Here is a 20,369-nt window from a genome sequence, read left to right as displayed (position 1 = left end):
AAGCAAGAGGCTGATCACAACCTCTTGCTCAATTTTTTAGGATTCATTTTCTGGAGCTAATTCAACTGCCATACGCAGCGCTTCTTTTAATGACAGCTCGTCAGCAATATTTTTGCCGGCAATATCAAATGCCGTCCCATGGTCAACACTCGTACGGATAGTTGGAAGTCCAACTGTAATATTCACGCCAGCTTCCAGACCTAATACTTTAATCGGGCCATGTCCCTGGTCATGATACTGCGCCACAACGATATCAAAATCACCGCGTTTCGCTCTAAAGAACAGTGTATCTGCCGGAAGCGGCCCTTGCACATTGATTCCTTCAGCCTGCGCTTTTTCAATGGCCGGAATGATTTTTTCTTCTTCTTCCCCGTTACCGAAAAGTCCGTTTTCTCCAGCATGCGGATTGATGCCGCAAACTGCGATGCGAGGAGATTCAATTCCTGCTTTTTGTAATGTTTCATGCGCAAGCCTGATCACTGTATATTGACGCTCTGCATTATTTTTCTTGATTGCATCCATCAGTCCAACATGAGTGGTTGCGTGAATCACTCTTAAACCTGGCGCAGAGAGCATCATTGCGAAATCTTTTGTATTTGTCAGTTCTGCTAAAATTTCTGTATGACCAGGATAAACATGACCAGCTTTATGAAGTGCTTCTTTGTTTAAAGGAGCTGTACAAATTCCTTGAATTGCCCCTTCATTTGCATAGCTGATTGCCTTTTCCAAGTAGCGGAATGCAGCATTTCCCGCTTCAGGGGAAACCTGCCCCCATGGCAAATCTTCAGAAACCAAATCTAAATCAATAATATCAATTATGCCATATTCATATACTGCTTCCTCTGGTTTAGTAATGCTGTTTACTTTAAGCTCTACATTTGTTACTTCCAGTGCCCTTTTTAATATTTTTGCATCACCAACTACAAATGGATGGCTTGTTTCATAAATATGTTTATCATTTAAAGATTTGACAATAATCTCCGGCCCCACTCCTGAAGGGTCACCCATTGTAATCGCAATCGTTGGTTGTTTCGCAGCCATAATAAATTCCTCCTAATTATCCTAATCTTTTTTTGCCAAGCATATTGTAATTACCAACCATACACCTGGCGTTATATGTTACTTTTTATTGTTCATCACAGGTCCCTGCACTTTTGTAATTGTTTCAAGGGCCTTGGATAGCGCTTGTTCCGTTCCAAATGCGCCTGCTTTGGTTACAACAGGAAGTCCATCGAATAATCCGCCGAAAAGCTGCCCATAAGGGATACCGGGCTCCACTTCTCCAATCACCCGAATTCCTTCTCCTTTTAATGCTTTACAGGTTGCACCTGAAATGTCGCCGCCGGTTAAGACTGCACCACTAATATCATTCGCTTCAATCAACTGACCAGCAATCATTCCCATGGATTCAGCAATTGTATAACCTACATCAAAGTTTGATAAATCAAGCTCCTGCTTCAGCTGCTTTACTCGATTTCTCGCTTCTTGTCCGCGATCCGTTGTTATTACTAAATCCCCTTTTGCCAATAACGCCTGGCCAGACTGAACGATACGATCTATTTCATACTTTCGTTTGTCGTTGTCAAAGAACGCTTCAGGAGAAATAACAATCTCTTCTACATTATTCCCTTTTTTCAAATCATGAATCTGCTGATCGGTAATCATGTTCACACTGCCTGCTACAACCAGTACTGGCGGACGTTCATCTGATTGGTTGCTCTGCAATACCTCTTTCCGGTTACCGCCTGTACTGGAAAGATGAGAGGCTACCCCCGCCGATCCGACCCAGAGAAATTTTTCTTTCAATGCTTCGGCCGCTTCAACAATCGCCTTCAATTCTTCATCTGTTGTTGCGTCAATGACAATAATTTGAGATGAGTTTGCAGCAGTCAACTTCAACATTTTTTCCAGTATATGATCTTTTCCTTTTTGCACATCCGAAATGGAAATCAATTGGATATCCCGTTTACTCTGTTCCTCCAATAATTCTGGAAGGTAGCTCTGCTTTACAGGACAGGAAGGATCATTGGACATTTCCGAGTCTGCTAACAGCACCCCATTCACATAGTGTTTTCCTTCCACCGTTGTCCGTTTGCTTTTCGGAAAGGCCGGTACTACAAAAGAGGTTTTGAATTGAAAGACGTCCATTACTGCATCGATTTCCTGACCGATGTTCCCTCTCATTGTAGAATCGATTTTCTTAAAAACGTTTGTTACCCCTAATCTGTTCAATTCTGTAGATAGCTTAAAAACAATATCATATGCTTTTTGAAAATCGAGTGCACGGCTATCTGAATTTAAAACGATGACATCTTCACTTAAATGCGATGATTGTAATTCGGTGTCTGAAAAAAGTACGGTCGTACTTAACCCTCTGTTTGCAAATTGAACACCTGTATCATTTGCACCAGTTAAGTCATCTGCAATCACTGCCAGTTCCAACTCTATTTACCCCCTTCTGAACAATCTCCGTTTTTCTTTTATTGTTTAACTTTTCTTGTATGATATTTATCTTACTTTAATTATAAGGAGGTTGCTTATACACTAATAACGTTTTCATTCATAATGATAAACCAATCCGTTGTATTTTGCAATATATTTTATTTGTTTTATTTCCTTTTTAATAACATGTTGTATTTAGCATCATATTGTAATTTTATTGTCAAAAATAAAACGCAAGCTGTTATTTCAGCTTGCGCCATAAGGTAGAACGATTGATTCCCAAGCGTTTTGCTGCTCTGGATTGATTCATTCCTTCTTCTTCAAGAACCTTTATGATGACTTGTTTCTCAATTTCTTCTAATGTACCGCTCATATCCACATACGATAACACATCATTCTGCTTTGCTTGTTGTTCTACCCGCTTAAACACAGTATCCACTTCTGTTTTCTCAATATAATAAGATTGAGATTCTAAAAACAATTGTTCAATGACATATTTTAATTGCCCAACATTTCCGGGCCAATCATAATCAATCAGCTGCTCCAGTGCATCGTTGCGGATTCCGACAACTTCATTGCCATATTTCGGATGCAGATCAGAAATAAACACATGAACTAAATACTCAATATCCTCTCTGCGTTCCCGCAGCGGAGGTATATGAATATGAGATTGAGCTAACAATTGAAACAACTCGCGATGGAAGGTGCCATTTTTAATTATTTTTTCCATATTATCCCCAGAAGAAATAAGCCATTGCGGATTCCGGTTATTTTCATTCTGAAGAAATTGCAATAACTCCTTCTGCATGTAAGGTTTCAATTTATCAATATTTTTCAAGAAGAATATACTGTTAGCATATTTTTGAAAAAAGCTTTCCTTCATCAGGTCTTTCCATTGTTCTGCAGTTATCACATCACAGTGCAAGGTAATCAGCGGTTTATCTGCTGTTTGCCTTTTCAAATAAATAGAGTGGACAACCAGTTCTTTGCCATTTCCCTGCTCTCCCGAAACCCAGACCGGGCCGTCAAGTTCTCCGAAATGCTCGATTTGATCCATTACATGATGAATAACATCACTTTTCCCTAAAATTGGAGTACGGGCAACAAAGGTGTGTAATTCAATAACATTGGAATCTATATGTTCACTTTTCGTAATCGTTTGGGGCGAATGTGCATTTTTAAAAAATAAGATGGTTGCGTCTTGAATCGGGCATGTCGTTATTTCCCATAATTTATTATTGATGGAAAGCGTTTTTACTTGCTTCTCATTCGCTAAGGTTGTTTCCTGTATAAGCTTCTTAACATCAGTATTGTCTAACTTTAACCAATGAAACTCATGATAAAATTGCTCATTCCCATAAATCACTTCATTGTCCTGATTAAAAACACCGATAGCCTGCTCTTCACTGTCAAGAATGGTTTCCATAAATGCGATATTCTGTTGCAATCTTGAAAATAAGCGGTAGGATCTTCGTGTCTCTTCCAGAGCGTCTATCACTGCCTCTTTTCCCGATGTAATCAATACTCCGGTCATTCCTAATTGTTTAGCCGTCTGCACAGTGACAACGTCCCCAATTACAACCTCGTAACCATCCTTACTTAATTCCAGTAGTTTTTCTTTTACTTCGCTGTCTCTCGTAATTGTTAATGTTTTAATATCTAAATCCAGCAGTTCAGATATGGTAGCAGCACCTTGGGTAATATTTGAAAATCCCACAATAGCAGCTTTACCGGAAAATCCTTTCACAAGTGTTAAAATTCGCAGCACATCATAGCCGGAAACTTGGATATCTATTACCGGTATCGATACGGCCTCTTGGATCATGGAAGCTGTACCCCCGCGGCTGACGATAACATGATACCCTTCATTTTCAGCATTCTTTGCAATAGCCACACCTTCTGACAGGTTACCTAATTCCACTTGTAATTCAATATCCTCTACTTCTTGGCTAACTTCTTTCATCATTTCAAGCAGTCCCTCATACGGGACAATTACTAATACTTTTATCATTCAACTTCACCTTCTGTCGAAAAAATCAAGTTATCGATTTCTTTATTTTTTTAAGAAAAGAGCTTATTTTGTTCCATTGTATCAAGAAAAATTCGGGTAAGTAATCTGAATTCTTATTCTCTATAAAACAAAACTTCATTCAGCGGGGGTTTTACGGGCGGTTCTCCGTGATAAAAATAAATGACAAGATAATTTCCTTGTTTTCATCCATTTGAATAGACGTACCTGCCCTTTCATACACATTTCTTATTTAATTTTTTATCACGCAATCGTTCCTTATGTAACCCCTTTGGTTTATTTTGCATCGAACTCCCGCTAAATGTCCAGTTAAACGGAGATTTAGCTTCTTGATTCCACTGCCAAACTATTGTTTTTGGCTACTACCAATTAAAACATATTTCAACAGTTTCATTTGCATTTTCACCGAAAGCACGAATTTTCTTCACACACCTAAGCAGTCATTGACGTTGAAATGCATTATGTAAAACATTCCTTCCCCTGCATAAAACGAAATTTCATTCAGAGGAGTTTTACGAGCGATTCTCCGTGATAAATGCCCAATCAGAAAACAAGGCATACATATTCATGTTGAAAAAAGTAACAAAATTAATATAAAATATCTACTTGACAAGTTCTGTTGAAGAATATAGAATTCATTACAGCACAATATGATGCGATAAATAACATTTCTCATTATTTTTTAAAGATTTAATTATTTAATTGAAAAAAGTGTTGCAATTTTGGTAATTCAATATATATTAGAAATCCTGCTGTTCACTTATATACGCGGAGAGGTGCATGAACTTTTATTTTTAAGTTTTATTTAAGCACTTACAATCGTCCGCAAAAGGGGTGATGCACATTCTAATTATATTTTTTTAAATTGAAATCGCATTCTTTTTGCATAAATAACAAATGCTGAATAAAAGTTGCTACATTCTAGAATCAAATGTGCTTTTATGAGAAATGGTATCCATCGTTTTTATTTTTGTTTCAAATGTAAACATTTACAAAGGGGGAGAAATATTATGGAACCATCAGGTATCCAAATGGTTTCCGGGTTAATACTTGGGGTAATTGTACTAATTTTATTAGTTTTAAAGACAAAGATTCACGCATTTCTAGCACTAATCATTGCTGCTTCCATCGCAGGCCTTGTTGGGGGGATGGTCCCAGGCGATGTTGCTGCTGCTATCTCAGAAGGTTTTGGCAGTACGCTTGCATCTATCGGGATTGTCATTGGCCTGGGCGTCATGATGGGACGCATCCTTGAAATTACCGGTGCTGCTGAAACACTCGCTTATTCATTAATTAAATTTGTCGGAAAGAAAAAAGAAGAATGGGCAATGGCGATTGCAGGGTATATCATTTCAATTCCAATATTTGTTGACTCTGCTTTCGTTATTTTAAATCCTTTAGTTAAAACGCTTTCTAGAAAAACAGGAAAATCTGTTATCTCCATCGGTGTTGCCTTAGCCGTTGGTCTCGTACTCACTCATACATTAGTTCCTCCTACGCCAGGACCGTTAGGAGTAGCTGGCATTTTCGGAGTAGATATCGGCATTATGATTGCATTAGGCCTTACGCTGGCGATTCCGCTTATGATTGCAGGTGTTCTTTATGCAAAATGGCTAGGAAAAAGAATTTACCAGCTGCCTGATGATTCCGAAGCAGGCTTCACTAGACCAAATCAGCATATGGGTTATCCAGAAATGGTTGAAGTCATTAACGAAAGAGCAAAGGATCTTCCATCTTTTGGACGTTCATTCTTGCCCATTTTAATTCCTATTATTCTGATTTTCTTGAACACAACGCTGGATGCTTTAGAGCTAACAGAAGGTGTTTATGGAATTTTCATCTTCTTAGGTCAGCCGATTATAGCCGTTGCACTAGGTCTTATCGTTGCAATCTATGCGCTGGCGGGTAACCGCGGCCGGCTAAATACATTGGAGGAAATGGAAAGAGGAATTCAGGATGCGGGTATAATTCTGCTTGTTACCGGTGCCGGCGGTGCGCTTGGAAACGTATTACGTACAAGTGGAACAGGAGATTATATTGCACAGCAAATTGCTGAACTGCCGCTGCCAGCTATTCTGATTCCGTTCTTCGTTTCGACAATGGTCCGTCTGGTTCAAGGAAGCGGAACAGTTGCTATGATTACAGCAGCATCCATTTCAGCACCGATTTTGGCACAGATGGATGTTAATATGGCACTAGCTGCGTCTGCTGCAGCACTCGGATCTTTAATTTTCTCTTACTTTAACGACAGTTTCTACTGGGTTGTGAACCGTATGTTAGGAATCAAGAACGTGAAAGAACAAATCATGGTTTGGTCCGTACCAACTACAATCATGTGGTTTATAGGATTTATTTGTCTTCTGATTGCCAACATGATTCTTTAACTATAACAAAATGAAGGGAAGGAGAAGTGATTTTTTCCCTCCCCCTTCAACAAACTTATCCCGATTTTTTTTCTGCCTGCTGGCATCGTAAAGTGCAAAAAACCAACCATTTATAGAATCAATAAATGGTTGGTTTTTTGTGTTAAATTTAAATAGAAGAATGTAAGAACCAAATTCAGCTGCATACGTTGCCTGCACCTTTCACAGTACTGCCACACTTCTCCGCATCACTTTTATCGAACTAGTTCTGCCTCTTTAAATGATGATATCCAATAATAAAGTACATACTAGACCAGATACAGCTACAATGGTTGAAAGTACCGTATATGTTCCAAATGCTTCTTTTAAGGACATCCCCAGAGATTCTTTAACCATCCAGAAGCCAGCATCGTTTACATGAGAGGCAATGGCACTGCCTGCACCGGTTGCAAGTGTAACGAGTTCCAAGTTAACGTCCGGGATTCCGGCAAGTGATGGAATAACTAACCCTGCAGTAGTTAATGTTGCAACTGTCCCGGAACCTAAACAAATACGTAAAATCGCTGCAATCATCCACGCAAAAAAGACGGGAGACATCATGGAACCTGCAAAGATATCAGCAACGTAATCTCCGACACCTCCATCAATAAGCACCTGCTTTAACGCTCCGCCGCCACCGATGATCAGCAGCAGCATTCCTAATGCGTTAATCGCTGAAGAGCAGGAATCCATTAATTTTTTAACAGGAATATTTCTTCTTATTCCCATCGTATAAATTGCCAGTAATAAAGAAAGTGTCATAGCTGTTGAAGAATTACCAATGAAACGAATCACATTCATAAATAAATTATCAGAAATGCCCAAAGCTGGCTGAATCATATCAACAATCGCACCTAAAGCCATTAATATTACAGGAAACAATGCTGTAAATAAGCTAATTCCAAAACCAGGCGTTTCCTCTAATTTGAACGTTTTCTGGACACCAAACGATTCGCTGCCTTCTCTGGTAAATGCAGTAGGCACAATTTTTTGCGCAAGCTTTGGATATAAAATTCCTGCAATAATTACGGTCGGAATAGCAACAATAATTCCATAAATTAAAACCAACCCAATATTTGCGCCATATTCTGAAGCTACCGCTGTCGGACCAGGATGCGGAGGCAAGAAAGCATGTGTTGCCAGCGCAGCTGTAACCATCGGCAATCCTAATTTCACGATAGAAATTTTTAACTCTTTTGCTATCGAGAATATAATTGGAACAAGTAATACGATGGCTACTTCCAGGAATAAGGCGATTCCAACGATAAATGAAGCAAATAGAACTGCCCATTGAATTCTTTTCTCACCAAATTTGTCAATCAACGTTATCGCAATTCGATTAGCCCCGCCGGAATCAGCAATAAGTCTTCCAAGCATAGCGCCCATCCCAAAGATTAACCCGATGTGGCCAAGCGTTCCTCCTAATCCGTTCTCAATCGATTCAACAACTTCTCCCATAGGCATTCCAAGTGCTAAAGCTACTATAAATGAAACAATAACCAATGAAACAAATGTATTTAATTTAAATTTCATAATAAAAATAAGTAATAAAAGTACCCCTAGTGCAACAATTAATAATGGCATCTGTCTGTCCCCCTGATGTAAGTTTTAGCAGTTCTATTTGTTTATGATAAAGATGTTGTAATTTTTAATTCTCTATAAATGACATCATGATAAGCTTCTGCGGTATACGCTTTCAACAAAAATACAAATTTGTTTTTTCTCCTTGAATGAGAGTGCTTACAAACGAAATAGATTAAAATGGAAAGTCCATTTATTTTAATCTATGTTCCTCATTTGAAAATCACATACCGCCGGAATATAGAATGAATCAGAAACCTTCCCCTTCTGATGTCAAAGATATAAATTCACAACACTTTTCTTTTTCACTGCCTGAAATAGTTTAGATATTACTTTAATTGTTGTTTTTGGCAACAAAAAACATTCTATACTTTGTGTATATTATTGTCAAGAGAACAAACACTATTATTATGTTGGTTTTTGCGACAGTTTCTATTTTTTGTTAGATTAAGTTTCAAGTTTCGTGTGTAAGAAAATAAGCAGGTGTGGCGGATACATAAAACGAATTTCACTCATTAGGAGTTTTACGGACGGTTCTCCGTGATTAAAGTGTGATGAGATCGAAGCAGTGCACAGATTTAGATAAAAGAATGGAGTCAGCAAGAATATTCATCGAAGAAATAAAAACAGCCCGACACTGTTCAAAATTCCGGTGTCAGGCTGTTCCAATATCATTTGATTTTTATTTTTTTCTTATTTACTCGGTCGAGCAGTTTTCATTCATCCTGGAGCTTTTCCATCAGTCTTCTTTTCCAATTAAATAATCTACATTTTCCGTATAGGTATTACCTGCATTCCACAACAGGAATTCATTAATATCATTTTCATATAATGCTTGTATTTGTGCTTCTACTTCTTCTTTGCCATATTCAAATGTCGGTCCGCTGTATAACCATGGCGCACTAAAATCCTGCAACCATGGACGAGATACAGGCGGTTCATCCAAAGCACCCAAAACTTCATTTTCTACTTGGGAATATTCATCGACAAGAGCATATGGTTCTTCATCTGGATTAGAAAGTCCAAAATAAGAACCCCAATGGCTTGGATAAATCATAGATGAAATAATATCTACATTCTCAGAGATTTTTGAGAAGTTTTGGCCAATTCCCGGTGTTTCCTCTATCGTTGCTGCATACCCGAAAATATCTACGGATACATCAACATCATAATCGCTTAGTTCTTCACGGGCATAAGCAACAAAATCAGTCACTGCTTCGACACGCTTTTGAACATTATCCATATCTAAATCTGCATAATCCCCCATGGAATATTCTAAATCCTCATCTCTATTTTCAAAGCCCTCCGGATATCGAACATAGTCAAATTGTATTTCTTTAAAGCCCATTTCTGCAGCCATTTTAGCTATTTCTACATTGTATTCCCATACTTCTTTTTCAAAAGGATTCACAAATGCATGACCGCTGCCGTTTGTCCAAACTTCTCCATTTTCTTTAAAAGATAGATCAGGACGGGCTTCAGCTAAAATATTATCTTTAAAAACAACAATACGCGCAATTGGATAAATTTCTTCTTGCTCTAATCGTTCCATCATTGCATCGGGGTCAGAAATAAATGTTGTGCCTATTTCTTCATACACTGATCCTTCCTCAGGGGCAAATGTGATATGTCCGTAATCCTCTTTCACATCGATTACCATTGAATTTAAATCTGTGGAAGATACTAAATCTATTAAACTTTCCATTTTTTCTCCGCCGGCTGAATTACCAGTAACATAGATTCCCCGTACTGCATCCGGATATGTAAAATTATAATCAGACGTAATAACAAAGCGGCTAAACCGTTGGGAAGTATCAATTTCTTCTAAGCTCGTAGACCGCTCTTTATGAGATTTTGCTACTACATCCGCGCCATCCTCTGCATGAACTTCATTTGCTTGCCCCAGACCGACCAATGCTGCACCAGCAACAACAAAAGCCGTTACCAGATTCCTCCATTTTTTCATCCAATCAATCTCCCATTTGAATATATTTTATTACTAGTATAAATGAAGGAAGGAAGTTTTTAAAAGGAAAACTCGCAAAAAGTGGAAAAAAGTTTTATTTTGTAGGTAAATATACATCCAAAAAAATATCGCTGGCTATTTTGTCGATTTTCTTATGTATAGGTTACTTGCAATTTGTTAAAAATAAACTTATAATAAACTTAATTTAATAGCAAAAGCATTGAAGAAGATATAGTACATCTTTCCCGCTGATTTAAGAGAGCTTGTGGTGCTGAAAACAAGTATCATGGGAAGGTGGAATTGGGCTTTGGAGCTTTATTTTACTAATGAAGTGATTCTATTTATAGAATAATCAGGGTGGCAACGCGGTTCATTCGTCCCTATTTTGGGAATGAGTGGGCTTTTTTTATTGCCTGGGAAATAATTCAACATTTAATCCTGATTCCTCAAGCTCACACAGCGGATATCTTTTCTGCTTGGAAATAAATAAATGAGGTGAAGACATTGCAAACTATTTTTTCAGGAATTCAGCCTAGCGGCACATTGACCCTAGGAAATTATTTAGGTGCACTTCAACAATTCGTCGAATTACAGGATGAATACGATTGTTATTTCTGTATTGTTGATGAGCATGCAATCACTGTTCCACAAGATAGATTAGCGTTAAGAAAAAATATCAAATCATTAGCTGCACTTTATCTGGCATCAGGAATCGACTCGAATAAGGTAACCCTGTTTGTCCAATCTGAAGTTCCGGCCCACACGCAGCTGGCATGGATTTTGCAGTCCATCAACTATATTGGCGAACTGGAAAGAATGACACAATATAAGGATAAATCAAAAGGACAGGAAGCTGTTTCTTCTGCTTTATTAACTTACCCTACACTTATGGCAGCCGATATTTTACTGTATAATACAAATGTCGTTCCTGTTGGGGATGATCAGAAGCAGCATCTGGAACTGACCCGTAATTTAGCACAACGCTTTAATCACCGTTTCAACGATATTTTTACAATTCCAGAAATTCGTATTCCAAAAGTTGGTGCACGGATTATGTCTTTACAGGATCCGACGAAAAAGATGAGCAAATCAGATACGAACCAAAAGGGATACATTTCTATGCTGGATGAACCAAAACAAATAGAAAAGAAAATCAAAAGTGCGGTTACCGATTCAGAAGGCATCGTGAAATTTGATAAAGAAAATAAACCTGGCGTCTCCAATTTATTAACCATCTATTCTGTTTGTACTGGAGAATCTATTGAAGCTCTGGAGAAAAAATATGCTGATAAAGGCTACGGAGATTTTAAACAGGGTGTAGCTAATGCAGTCATCAGTGTATTAGAACCAATCCAAGAAAAATATAAAGAATTAATCGACTCAGAAGAGCTGGATCTTATTCTGGATAAAGGATCCGAAAAAGCTTCTATCACTGCTGGAAAGACATTAAAAAAAGCAAAAAAAGCGGTGGGATTAGGCAGAGTCAGAAAATAATGCTAAAAAAACAAGGAAACGATTTTTTACCGTTTCCTTGTTTTTTTAATTTTGTTTCGATGTATTTTCTTCGGGCTCCATTTCAGCTTCCCACATTCGTTCCAGGAAAGCCTGCCCACGTATCAGTTTCCTGCAAAGTTCTTCATGCGCTCGACTCCAGCCGTCTTTTAAGCCGTTATAAAGCGCCTCCCAAACCTCCTCTTCATTCATATATTTAATAGAAGGATATTTTTTAGGATTCCATTCTGTAAGCCAATACCTTAATTCTTGTTTATTATTTGTTGTTTTTAACTGATCTAATCCAATCATTAACAGCTGTTTAAGCTGACGTTCTTTCCTTGTCAGTCCATGAATAAAAGATGGCGGCATAGATAGCATATGGTATTCCTTTTGATAGCTTTCCTTTTTAAAGCCGTAGTTTTTTTGTTCTGCTTTTTCAATCATGCTGTACACTAATTGTTCCTGTCTGGGTATCAGCCTGCTTTTTCTAACTGGAATATAATACCCCGCTGTATCAAAAGCAAGTATTTCCATGCCATCTGTGACTACAGCTGCATATTCCAATACCGTTCTTTTTTGTCCTTTTCGTATCGTTGCTCTTTTATAGATACTATCGAGTAAATCTTTTGGAAGCTCACGAATATCATTTTCAATGTATTCGAATAGTTCGCTCGATATGTACAGCAGCGGTACTTGATCTAATAATTCAACAGAATCAGATTTTCGCCATTCGTGGAAGGGGCATACATTATATCCGTTCTCTTCCCCTTCAAACCAATTTACCCAAGCGTCATGTAAATATAACATTTCCTAACCCCACCTTATCTGCCATTTATTATCTTTTAGTTCAAAAGAAAAATTTGATGCGTTATATTCTTGTTACGTTCTATATCTTTTGAACTTGAAGGTTAAAATACATTATGACCATCTCTCATATTTTTATGCGAAATCACTTATTTTTCTACACTAAAATGACGGAGGGAAATAAGGATCAGCAATAAACCTAAAGGAAGAAAATAACATTCTAACCGCCCTGCTATAAATGTAAAATAGTCAGCCCAGCTTAACCCGGCGGGGAGAAAATTGAAATATGCTATGATAGTAACACTTCCTGTAACTGTCATTCCAAATCCGACTAGAAATATAAAGAAAGAGCCCATTGTATCGCCTCACCTGCTTGTCCGTTTATATTATTCTATGTGCTTGTCCCACGGAAAATACAAGGTTTTTACAGGATGTTAGAAAAACCAAGAATACTGCTTCGTCTTTAAAACATCGGTGTTCTTGCCGAAGAGATGTCCGCTACGGGAAGTCGCTTTCCGCGGGCAACGGCTTAGCCTCCTTTAAAGAAGACTTGCTGATTGGCAAGCCGTCAGGCGCAGACAGAAGCATAGTCGCACTTATGCCCAGCGGGTAGGAAGAAAACCGCTTCCTGCTCAGGTCTACCTGTTGCTTTTCCCGCAGGAGTCGACAACATCCGCTCCCATCTAAGTGGAATTATGTTTTATTTGCTTTTTCACAAGGAAATAACGCAAATTCTAGCGACGGTTTTGATGGGGCGAGTAATCGCAATGGTTTTCGGTGGGACGAGTAATCGCAGTCCCAGTCCCAGAAGAAATACACGGAGACTCCTGTGGGAATGCGCAGTGGGAAGACCCCGCAGAAAAAAAGTGTTCTTCTTTTTTTCGAGGAGGCTGAGCTCAAGCCCACGGAAAGCGGAGTGTATTTCTGGAGCGGATATATTCAGCATTTTTTTATACTTTCTTATTCTTTAAGAAAAAAGCCTATCCCTAAAAAAGGGATAAGCTTCTTTTAACTATGCTTCATATTTTTTAAACACTAGCGCTACATTATGTCCGCCAAAACCTAATGAATTACTTACTACTGCATTCACTTCCTGCTTTCTGGCTTCATTTGGCACATAATCTAAATCACATTCCGGATCCGGATGTTCATAATTAATAGTTGGAGGGACAATTCCATCAATGATTGCTTTAATGGAAATAATTGCTTCAATCGCCCCTGCAGCTCCTAATAAGTGACCAGTCATTGATTTCGTTGAGGAAATAGCTAAACTGGACGCTTTTTCACCAAAGACCGTTTTAATCGCCTCTGTCTCATACTTATCATTCAAGTCTGTACTTGTCCCGTGCGCATTCACATAATCAATATCATTGGAATCCAGCTTTGCGTCAGCAATTGCATGCTGCATCGCCCGGGCAGCGCCCTCCCCATTATCAGCAGGTGCTGTAATGTGGTATGCATCGCCTGTTGCTCCATAACCGACAATTTCTGCATAAATTTGTGCGCCGCGTTCTTTTGCGGATTCCAGTGATTCTAAAATCAGGATACCCGAACCTTCACCCATAACAAAACCATTTCTTTCTTTATCAAATGGGCGGCTTGCTTTCTTCGGATCATCGGTTGTACTTAATGCTTTTGCTGACGTAAATCCAGCAAATGCCATATTGCTGATTGGCGCTTCTGTACCGCCGGTAATCATTGCATCTGCATCACCGCGTTGGATTGCTTTGAATGCATCTCCAATAGAGTTTGCACCAGAAGAGCAGGCTGTTACTGTACAAGCATTAATACCTTTGGCTCCTAATTGAATAGACACTTGTCCTGCAGCCATATCCGGAATCATCATTGGCACAAAAAACGGGCTGACACGTTTCGCACCTTTCTCTAAAAACTTTGAATGCTGGTCCTCCCATGTTTTCATTCCCCCGATTCCAGAACCAATCCAGACACCGACACGGTCAGCATTCTCATCTGTAATTTCTAATTTTGCATCCTCTACAGCCATTTTCGCAGCTGCCACAGCATATTGTGTAAAAGGATCCATTTTGCGGGCATCCTTTTTCTCCATATAAGCAGCCGGATCAAAATCTTTTATCTCGGCAGCTACTTTCGCTGTGAATTGTTCTTTATCTACTTTCGTAACAAAATCAACACCTGATTTCCCATTAATAATGCTTTCCCACATCGTAGAAACATCATTACCAACGGGAGTTACAGCTCCTAGTCCTGTTATTACAACTCTTTTTTCCACGATAGTAATCCTCCTTTAATTAGATAAAGCTTACCTGCCCCAGCGCATTGCAACCGCTCCCCAGGTTAAACCTCCTCCGAATCCTACTAATACGATTAAATCATTATCTTTTATTTTACCTTCTTTTACTGCTTCAGACAAAGCCATAGGAATCGAAGCAGAAGAATTATTTCCAAAACGCTCAATCGATTTCGCCATTTTATCCTCGGAAATACCTAATCGCTCTCTTGCCGCTTCCATAATCCGGATATTTGCCTGATGCGGAACAAGATAGTCCACATCTTCACGAGATAATCCAATTTTTTCAACAACATGGATGGTAGACTCCGGCATTTGCCTCACAGCAAATTTAAAAACCTCTCTACCGTTCATGATGATATGATCTTCTTTATTTAAATAGAGTTCCTTCCCTCCAGCGCCATTTGCGCCGAGTTCAAAGGACAGGATACCTTTCCCTTCAGATACTTCACCAATGACCGCTGCTCCAGCACCATCGCCAAATAAAACACAGGTCGAACGGTCGGTCCAGTCTGTAATTTTAGACAGTTTTTCACTCCCGACAACGAGTACATTTTTATACGTACCTGCTGCAATGAATTGATTTGCTGTAATCACACCATACATAAATCCGGCACAGGCTGCTCCAACATCCATTGCTGCGGCATTTACAGCACCTAATCTATCCTGGATCAGGCAGGCAATGGATGGAAAAGCTGTATCCGGTGTTACTGTCGCTACCAGAATTAAATCAATATCTTCCGCTTTCACATTTGCATCTTTCAGCGCTTCTATGGATGCATGATATGCCATATCTGAAGTATCAATATCGTCTGTAGCCAGCCTTCTTTCATGAATTCCGGTCCTGGTTCGAATCCATTCATCGTTTGTATCAACGATTTTCTCCAAATCATGGTTGGTAACTACATTTGTAGGCAAATAATGGCCGGTCCCTAAAATACCGATACTCATTTAACCGCGCTCCCCTTCTATAATAACATTAATATCAAACATTATGACTTGGTACTAATTTTAAGATAAAATGAATTGGATAGCAAGTTACAATTTTACCCCTTCTTCATAACCAGGCTATCCAATTTCTTTTTTGATTTATTATATTTTTTGATTACTGCTTCGCCGCTCAATATTCATTTGGCAATAAACCTGTTTCAATGTACGCTTCGATGTCTTCCTCTACTTGAAGTCTTACCTCATCGGGGACAGCGGATTGAAATTCACCAAGTGATATAAAACCATCTTTAAAATCATAGGTATAAATTTTTCCTTCCAGCTCCTGCTGGTTAAATTCGTCTGCTGCTGCTTGATATAACTCTCCAACATGTTGAATCGTGCTTGTTAATACGGCATCCGGCGCAACTTCCATTTGATCCATCATATATCCGATTCCATAAAGATTATCCTCTTCTGCCTCTTTCAAGACAGCTTCACTGAAAGCATCTCCAATCGGATACACAACATCTGCACCTTCTTGCTGCATGGCATTATAATTTTTCAACGCCAGTTCCACGTTATTCCAATCATTTGTATAATTGAATTTTATTTCTGCCTCATTGTTTACATAATTGACCCCTTCAAAGAATCCTTCAATTTCCGGCTGCCAAGCATTTGCCGCAATAATCCCTATCTGCTGGCTTTCTGTCATATTTCCAGCAACCATACCAGCAAAAAATCCCATGGCATGCCCATTAAAATTAAGAGAGGTTACATTTTCTCCGGACTCTCCTCCATTCACGTAAACAAAATGAACATCTGGATAACTTTCTGCCAATGACATAAAATATTCTCCATAAATATTACTGTGCCCGTAAATCAAATTCACACCATCTTGAACAAATTGGTCAACAGCTTCCTGCATATCATGCATCGTTTGTATATTTTCTTTATAATAAACATCTACATCATATTTTTCCCCAATCTCCTCCATGGCCTGATATCCTTGCTCTGTCCAAGGGTTATTATCTATTTCTGAATCCGTTATAAACCCGACATTTTGTATTTGACCCGTCTCAAAATAAGAGCAGGCAGACAATGTACAAATCAAAAATAGAAGGATTGTTGGATAGTAGATATATTTCAACTTAGCACACCCATTTCATTACCGAAGTCGCTTATTAAATGTTTGTATTGTTTTTATTACTTCATCTATATCTCTATTTTCCAGCAGAACCTGCTTTTTTTCAACTTTTGTGTTTGTTAAGTTATCGTTAACAGAGATAATCTCTATTAATTTTGGCAAATGGGTCATTTTTATCCATTGCATCAATACATTTAAAAAATCTTTGATATAAATCGCTTTGTTTTGCCATTCTTTATCTGCAAAAGAAAGCAGTCTGCCGTCTGCAATCAATCCATTTTCGTTCATTTCCATTCCTTCCCCAATAAGATAGGGAGCGGAAATCACTGTTGTGTCTGCATAATTTGATATCTTATGTCCGTTTGCATCGGTATATATATGCAATATCTTTTTAGTATACTGCGGCAAATCCGTTATCTCGGAATGATGATTGATAACAATAGCCAAATCATATGAATTTGTCACTTGATCCGTTTCTTGAAAATGACTGTTCCTTCCAAAAAAATCTTCCAGTCCAGAATCGATTTGATTATCCCGCTTTCCATCGACTTGGCAGCCCGCATCTAATAACTCTGTTACTATATGGTAGCCAATCCAATGATTGTGGGGAGTAACGAATACTCGCAAGGAAAACACTCCTTTATAGTCATATTCAGGTAAAGAACCACTAATTTTCATGATTTTTTTAAATTCTTTACAGCAACAAAAAGCTTTTCATGTTAAAATAGTATTTATGATATGCTTAGATAAGGTAGTAAAGTGAGGTGGACTTATGCGTTTTATAGCAACTATTTTTTGGGCTGTAGCTATTTCTTTAGCAGTCTCTTATGTATTGACAAGCATGGGCGCAGCACCATTTATTGTTCGTGATGCACTGATTGTAGCGGGTATTTTTTCTATATTCGTTTTTGCTTTAGCTGGTCTGGTTTTGAAAGAAGACACTAAGTAGGTAAAACCCCTTGTCTTATTCTATGCGGCAAGGGGTTTCTATATTTCTAAAATGCCTTTTATTAAAGAAAACGTTTTATGCTTATCATTTTTAGCATATTTACATATAAGGACAGGCTAATAAATTGGAATGGACAAAATTGATTGTAGTTCTGCTTTGTTCATTTTAAGAAATAACTGTACAATCAGAGAAGAAAAAATAAAGGAAGGTATAAAAACATGGACGCTTTAAGTAATTTATGGACACTGATCCAGTATTTTGTTCTTGGTATCGTACAAGGAGTTACCGAACCAATACCGGTATCCTCCAGCGGACACTTAATCATTGTCAGAGAGCTGTTTAATATTGAAGCAAGAGGGCTTTCTTTTGAAATCTTTGTTAACTTCGCTTCTCTACTGGCTGTAATGCTGATTTACCGCAAAGATATTATACGTTTAATCGTCAGTACATGGAAGTTCTTATTCAAAGGAGATAAAACGGTCAAAAGTGACTTTATGTTTGTTGTTTATCTCGTCATCGCAACCATTCCTGTCGGGATTATCGGCGTGTTATTCGGAGATGCACTTGGCGAAACGTTGAGCGGAACGAATGTAGTCGGGATAACTTTATTAATCACCGCTCTTGCTCTTTGGATTATCCGTAATCTCAGAGGACGCAAACAGGATGGAGATTTATCAACAAAAGATGCTATCATTGTCGGCCTGGTTCAATCGATTGCTGTCACGCCGGGAATCAGCAGATCCGGTGCAACTATCGTTGCTTCGATGCTTGTCGGCATGAAGAAGGAAACAGCTTTACGATTTTCTTTCCTGCTCTATATTCCGGTAAGTCTTGGTACAGGTATTCTTGAAATACCTGAAATCGCCAGTGACCCGGCAATGAGTTATCTATGGGCACCTTATCTGGTAGCATTCATTACGTCCTTCATTGCCAGCTATTTTGCACTTAAATGGTTTATGAACGTGATGCGGCACGGAAAACTGGAGTATTTCGCATACTACTGTGTCATCGTCGGTATTCTTGTATTGATTTTCTTATAATAATCTCCAAATATAAACAAAGGCATCCATTCTTTTTAGACGGATGCCTTTGTTTATATTCTGCTCTCTTTTATCAATCTGGAATACCTAAGGCAATTTTCGCATAGCGGGACATCTTATCTTTACCCCAAGGCGGATCCCAAACAATATTTGTTTTTGTTTCTTTTACTTCTGGAATATCTGATAAAGCATGCTTGATATCTGCCTCAATATGCGCAGATAAAGGACATCCCATTGCAGTCAATGTCATCGTAACTACACACAAGCCATCATCATCCAAATCTACATCATATATTAAACCAAGATTGACAATATCAATACCTAGTTCCGGATCAATAACGTTTTCTAATGCACCCATTAGATTCTCTTTCATCGCTTCATCCATACGTGTCATCCTCCTTTCCCTTGTTTCTATTAAATCATACTTTAACATGTAATTAAATCATTTTACAACAGATGCCGCTCAAACCACTCTGCAGCGTGATGCATTGCCGGCACACTAACTTTATGCTCCCTGCCTTTTTCGCCAATAAATTGCAGATGGTCTTTCTTTTTATAAGCCTGCTTGACTGTTTGGTAAAAGGAGTGCGATTGTTCATAAGGAACTACTTTATCATTTTCCCCATGCCAGAACATTAACGGACGTTCGTGAAGTGATTCCACGTGGGCAGACAAATCTAATTCAGCCAGCTGTTCAAACAAATCATCCAAATCTTCTTGTGTAAATGGTGTCTTCCCATTCTTTTCAGCATACTGCAGTAGTTGGTGCGCATATGCTTGCAGTTTAGGGGTGCCCATCATAACAGCCGCTGCATTGACCCAGGAATATTTGACAAGCGCAGCACTTGTTGTAATTCCTCCCATGCTGGTTCCAGCTACACCTAATGCATTTTCTTTTAAAAGCTTATTTTCTAATAAGTATTTCCGGATAATATCCAATTCACGAATATTTTTTAACACGATTTCAAAAAAAGCGAGCTGCCGTTTATCATCTGATAAACCGCTGTTTCTTTCCCCATGGTGCAGCGCTTCCGGTAGAAGCACCCGAAATCCTTTCTCAGCAAGCATGTAGGCTATCGGCAAATTTTGCTCCTTCGCGCTTGTAAAACCATGGTAATAAATAACCGTCGGCCGTTCCCCGCCAGCATACTTTTGATCGACAACATGCAAGCAAGGTATTCCCTCGATTGGTTCCTGATATATTCCTATCATTTCTGACACGCTTCCTTTCACTTATCAACGTACTATCTCTATTGTAAAGTTTTTGTAATATCTTTCGCAAACAATGCAGCTTTTGTTTAATTTTTCTTTACTTTACA

17 protein-coding genes and 1 other annotated feature are annotated in these 20,369 nt (G+C 38.6%); of the genes, 4 read left to right on the top strand and 13 right to left on the bottom strand.

The features are described from left to right. Positions 1-36: 36 nt before the first annotated feature. The 3 genes from pdxA to ACFO3P_RS11710 form a co-directional block, all read right to left on the bottom strand. The gene (gene pdxA / locus ACFO3P_RS11720; protein ID WP_042535453.1) at positions 37-1,041 is read right to left on the bottom strand and encodes a 4-hydroxythreonine-4-phosphate dehydrogenase PdxA; all 1,005 of its coding nucleotides are present in this window, start codon (positions 1,039-1,041) and stop codon (positions 37-39) included. A gap of 78 nt (positions 1,042-1,119) precedes the next feature. After that, positions 1,120-2,442 carry a four-carbon acid sugar kinase family protein gene (locus ACFO3P_RS11715; RefSeq protein WP_193064332.1) on the bottom strand — a complete coding sequence of 441 codons (1,323 nt, stop codon included), beginning with the start codon at positions 2,440-2,442 and terminating at the stop codon, positions 1,120-1,122. A 241-nt stretch (positions 2,443-2,683) separates the two neighbouring features. Beyond that, the gene (locus ACFO3P_RS11710; RefSeq protein ID WP_042535457.1) at positions 2,684-4,453 is read right to left on the bottom strand and encodes a sigma-54-dependent Fis family transcriptional regulator; all 1,770 of its coding nucleotides are present in this window, start codon (positions 4,451-4,453) and stop codon (positions 2,684-2,686) included. A 1,028-nt stretch (positions 4,454-5,481) separates the two neighbouring features. Here ACFO3P_RS11710 and ACFO3P_RS11705 point away from each other — a divergent pair. Continuing rightward, a complete protein-coding gene (locus ACFO3P_RS11705; RefSeq protein ID WP_289585378.1) occupies positions 5,482-6,855 on the top strand; it encodes a GntP family permease in 1,374 nt (457 codons plus the stop codon). Between the two features lie 255 nt (positions 6,856-7,110). Here the strand turns inward: ACFO3P_RS11705 and ACFO3P_RS11700 are convergent, their stop codons facing one another. Beyond that, positions 7,111-8,457, bottom strand: coding sequence for a gluconate:H+ symporter (locus tag ACFO3P_RS11700; protein WP_042535461.1), 1,347 nt, complete (start codon positions 8,455-8,457; stop codon positions 7,111-7,113). A gap of 736 nt (positions 8,458-9,193) precedes the next feature. Continuing rightward, positions 9,194-10,420 carry a putative glycoside hydrolase gene (locus tag ACFO3P_RS11695; RefSeq protein WP_042535463.1) on the bottom strand — a complete coding sequence of 409 codons (1,227 nt, stop codon included), beginning with the start codon at positions 10,418-10,420 and terminating at the stop codon, positions 9,194-9,196. A gap of 211 nt (positions 10,421-10,631) precedes the next feature. Next, positions 10,632-10,805: a binding site (T-box leader), on the top strand. A 119-nt stretch (positions 10,806-10,924) separates the two neighbouring features. On the opposite strand from ACFO3P_RS11695, the gene trpS reads away from it, so the two are divergent. Beyond that, entirely contained in the window at positions 10,925-11,914 is a 990-nt protein-coding gene (gene trpS, locus ACFO3P_RS11690) for a tryptophan--tRNA ligase (protein ID WP_042535465.1), read from the top strand. Positions 11,915-11,959: 45 nt separating this feature from the next. Here the strand turns inward: trpS and ACFO3P_RS11685 are convergent, their stop codons facing one another. From ACFO3P_RS11685 to ACFO3P_RS11665, 6 genes are all read right to left on the bottom strand, one after another. Then, positions 11,960-12,721, bottom strand: coding sequence for a YjbA family protein (locus ACFO3P_RS11685; RefSeq protein WP_042535469.1), 762 nt, complete (start codon positions 12,719-12,721; stop codon positions 11,960-11,962). Positions 12,722-12,867: 146 nt separating this feature from the next. Then, entirely contained in the window at positions 12,868-13,074 is a 207-nt protein-coding gene (locus ACFO3P_RS22870; RefSeq protein WP_042535471.1) for a hypothetical protein, read from the bottom strand. Between the two features lie 656 nt (positions 13,075-13,730). Beyond that, complete coding sequence (fabF, locus tag ACFO3P_RS11680; RefSeq protein ID WP_042535473.1) at positions 13,731-14,972, bottom strand: beta-ketoacyl-ACP synthase II; 1,242 nt, start codon at positions 14,970-14,972, stop codon at positions 13,731-13,733. Between the two features lie 27 nt (positions 14,973-14,999). Then, the gene (locus ACFO3P_RS11675) at positions 15,000-15,938 is read right to left on the bottom strand and encodes a beta-ketoacyl-ACP synthase III (RefSeq protein ID WP_042535475.1); all 939 of its coding nucleotides are present in this window, start codon (positions 15,936-15,938) and stop codon (positions 15,000-15,002) included. Positions 15,939-16,107: 169 nt separating this feature from the next. Then, a complete protein-coding gene (locus ACFO3P_RS11670) occupies positions 16,108-17,064 on the bottom strand; it encodes a BMP family ABC transporter substrate-binding protein (RefSeq protein WP_256704913.1) in 957 nt (318 codons plus the stop codon). An 18-nt stretch (positions 17,065-17,082) separates the two neighbouring features. Next, the gene (locus tag ACFO3P_RS11665) at positions 17,083-17,688 is read right to left on the bottom strand and encodes a hypothetical protein (protein WP_289585377.1); all 606 of its coding nucleotides are present in this window, start codon (positions 17,686-17,688) and stop codon (positions 17,083-17,085) included. Positions 17,689-17,833: 145 nt separating this feature from the next. Between ACFO3P_RS11665 and ACFO3P_RS11660 the strand changes: the two genes are divergently transcribed. Together ACFO3P_RS11660 and ACFO3P_RS11655 are read left to right on the top strand one after the other, a co-directional pair. Then, on the top strand, positions 17,834-18,010 hold the full coding sequence (locus tag ACFO3P_RS11660) for a DUF2929 family protein (RefSeq protein ID WP_084613006.1): 177 nt from the start codon (positions 17,834-17,836) through the stop codon (positions 18,008-18,010). Between the two features lie 218 nt (positions 18,011-18,228). Beyond that, positions 18,229-19,050, top strand: coding sequence for an undecaprenyl-diphosphate phosphatase (locus ACFO3P_RS11655; protein ID WP_042535481.1), 822 nt, complete (start codon positions 18,229-18,231; stop codon positions 19,048-19,050). Positions 19,051-19,123: 73 nt separating this feature from the next. On the opposite strand, the gene ACFO3P_RS11650 is transcribed toward ACFO3P_RS11655, so the two are convergent. Further along, complete coding sequence (locus ACFO3P_RS11650; RefSeq protein ID WP_040979684.1) at positions 19,124-19,435, bottom strand: metal-sulfur cluster assembly factor; 312 nt, start codon at positions 19,433-19,435, stop codon at positions 19,124-19,126. Positions 19,436-19,497: 62 nt separating this feature from the next. Then, positions 19,498-20,262: an esterase gene (gene yjfP, locus ACFO3P_RS11645; protein ID WP_042535483.1), complete on the bottom strand. Its 765-nt coding sequence runs from the start codon at positions 20,260-20,262 to the stop codon at positions 19,498-19,500. Positions 20,263-20,369 lie beyond the last annotated feature (107 nt).

This window comes from Oceanobacillus aidingensis, from assembly GCF_042654105.1.
Taxonomy (GTDB): Bacteria; Bacillota; Bacilli; order Bacillales; family Amphibacillaceae; genus Oceanobacillus; species Oceanobacillus oncorhynchi.
Note: the sequence above shows the minus strand (reverse complement) of the source record. Positions and strands in the feature narration are given on the sequence as shown.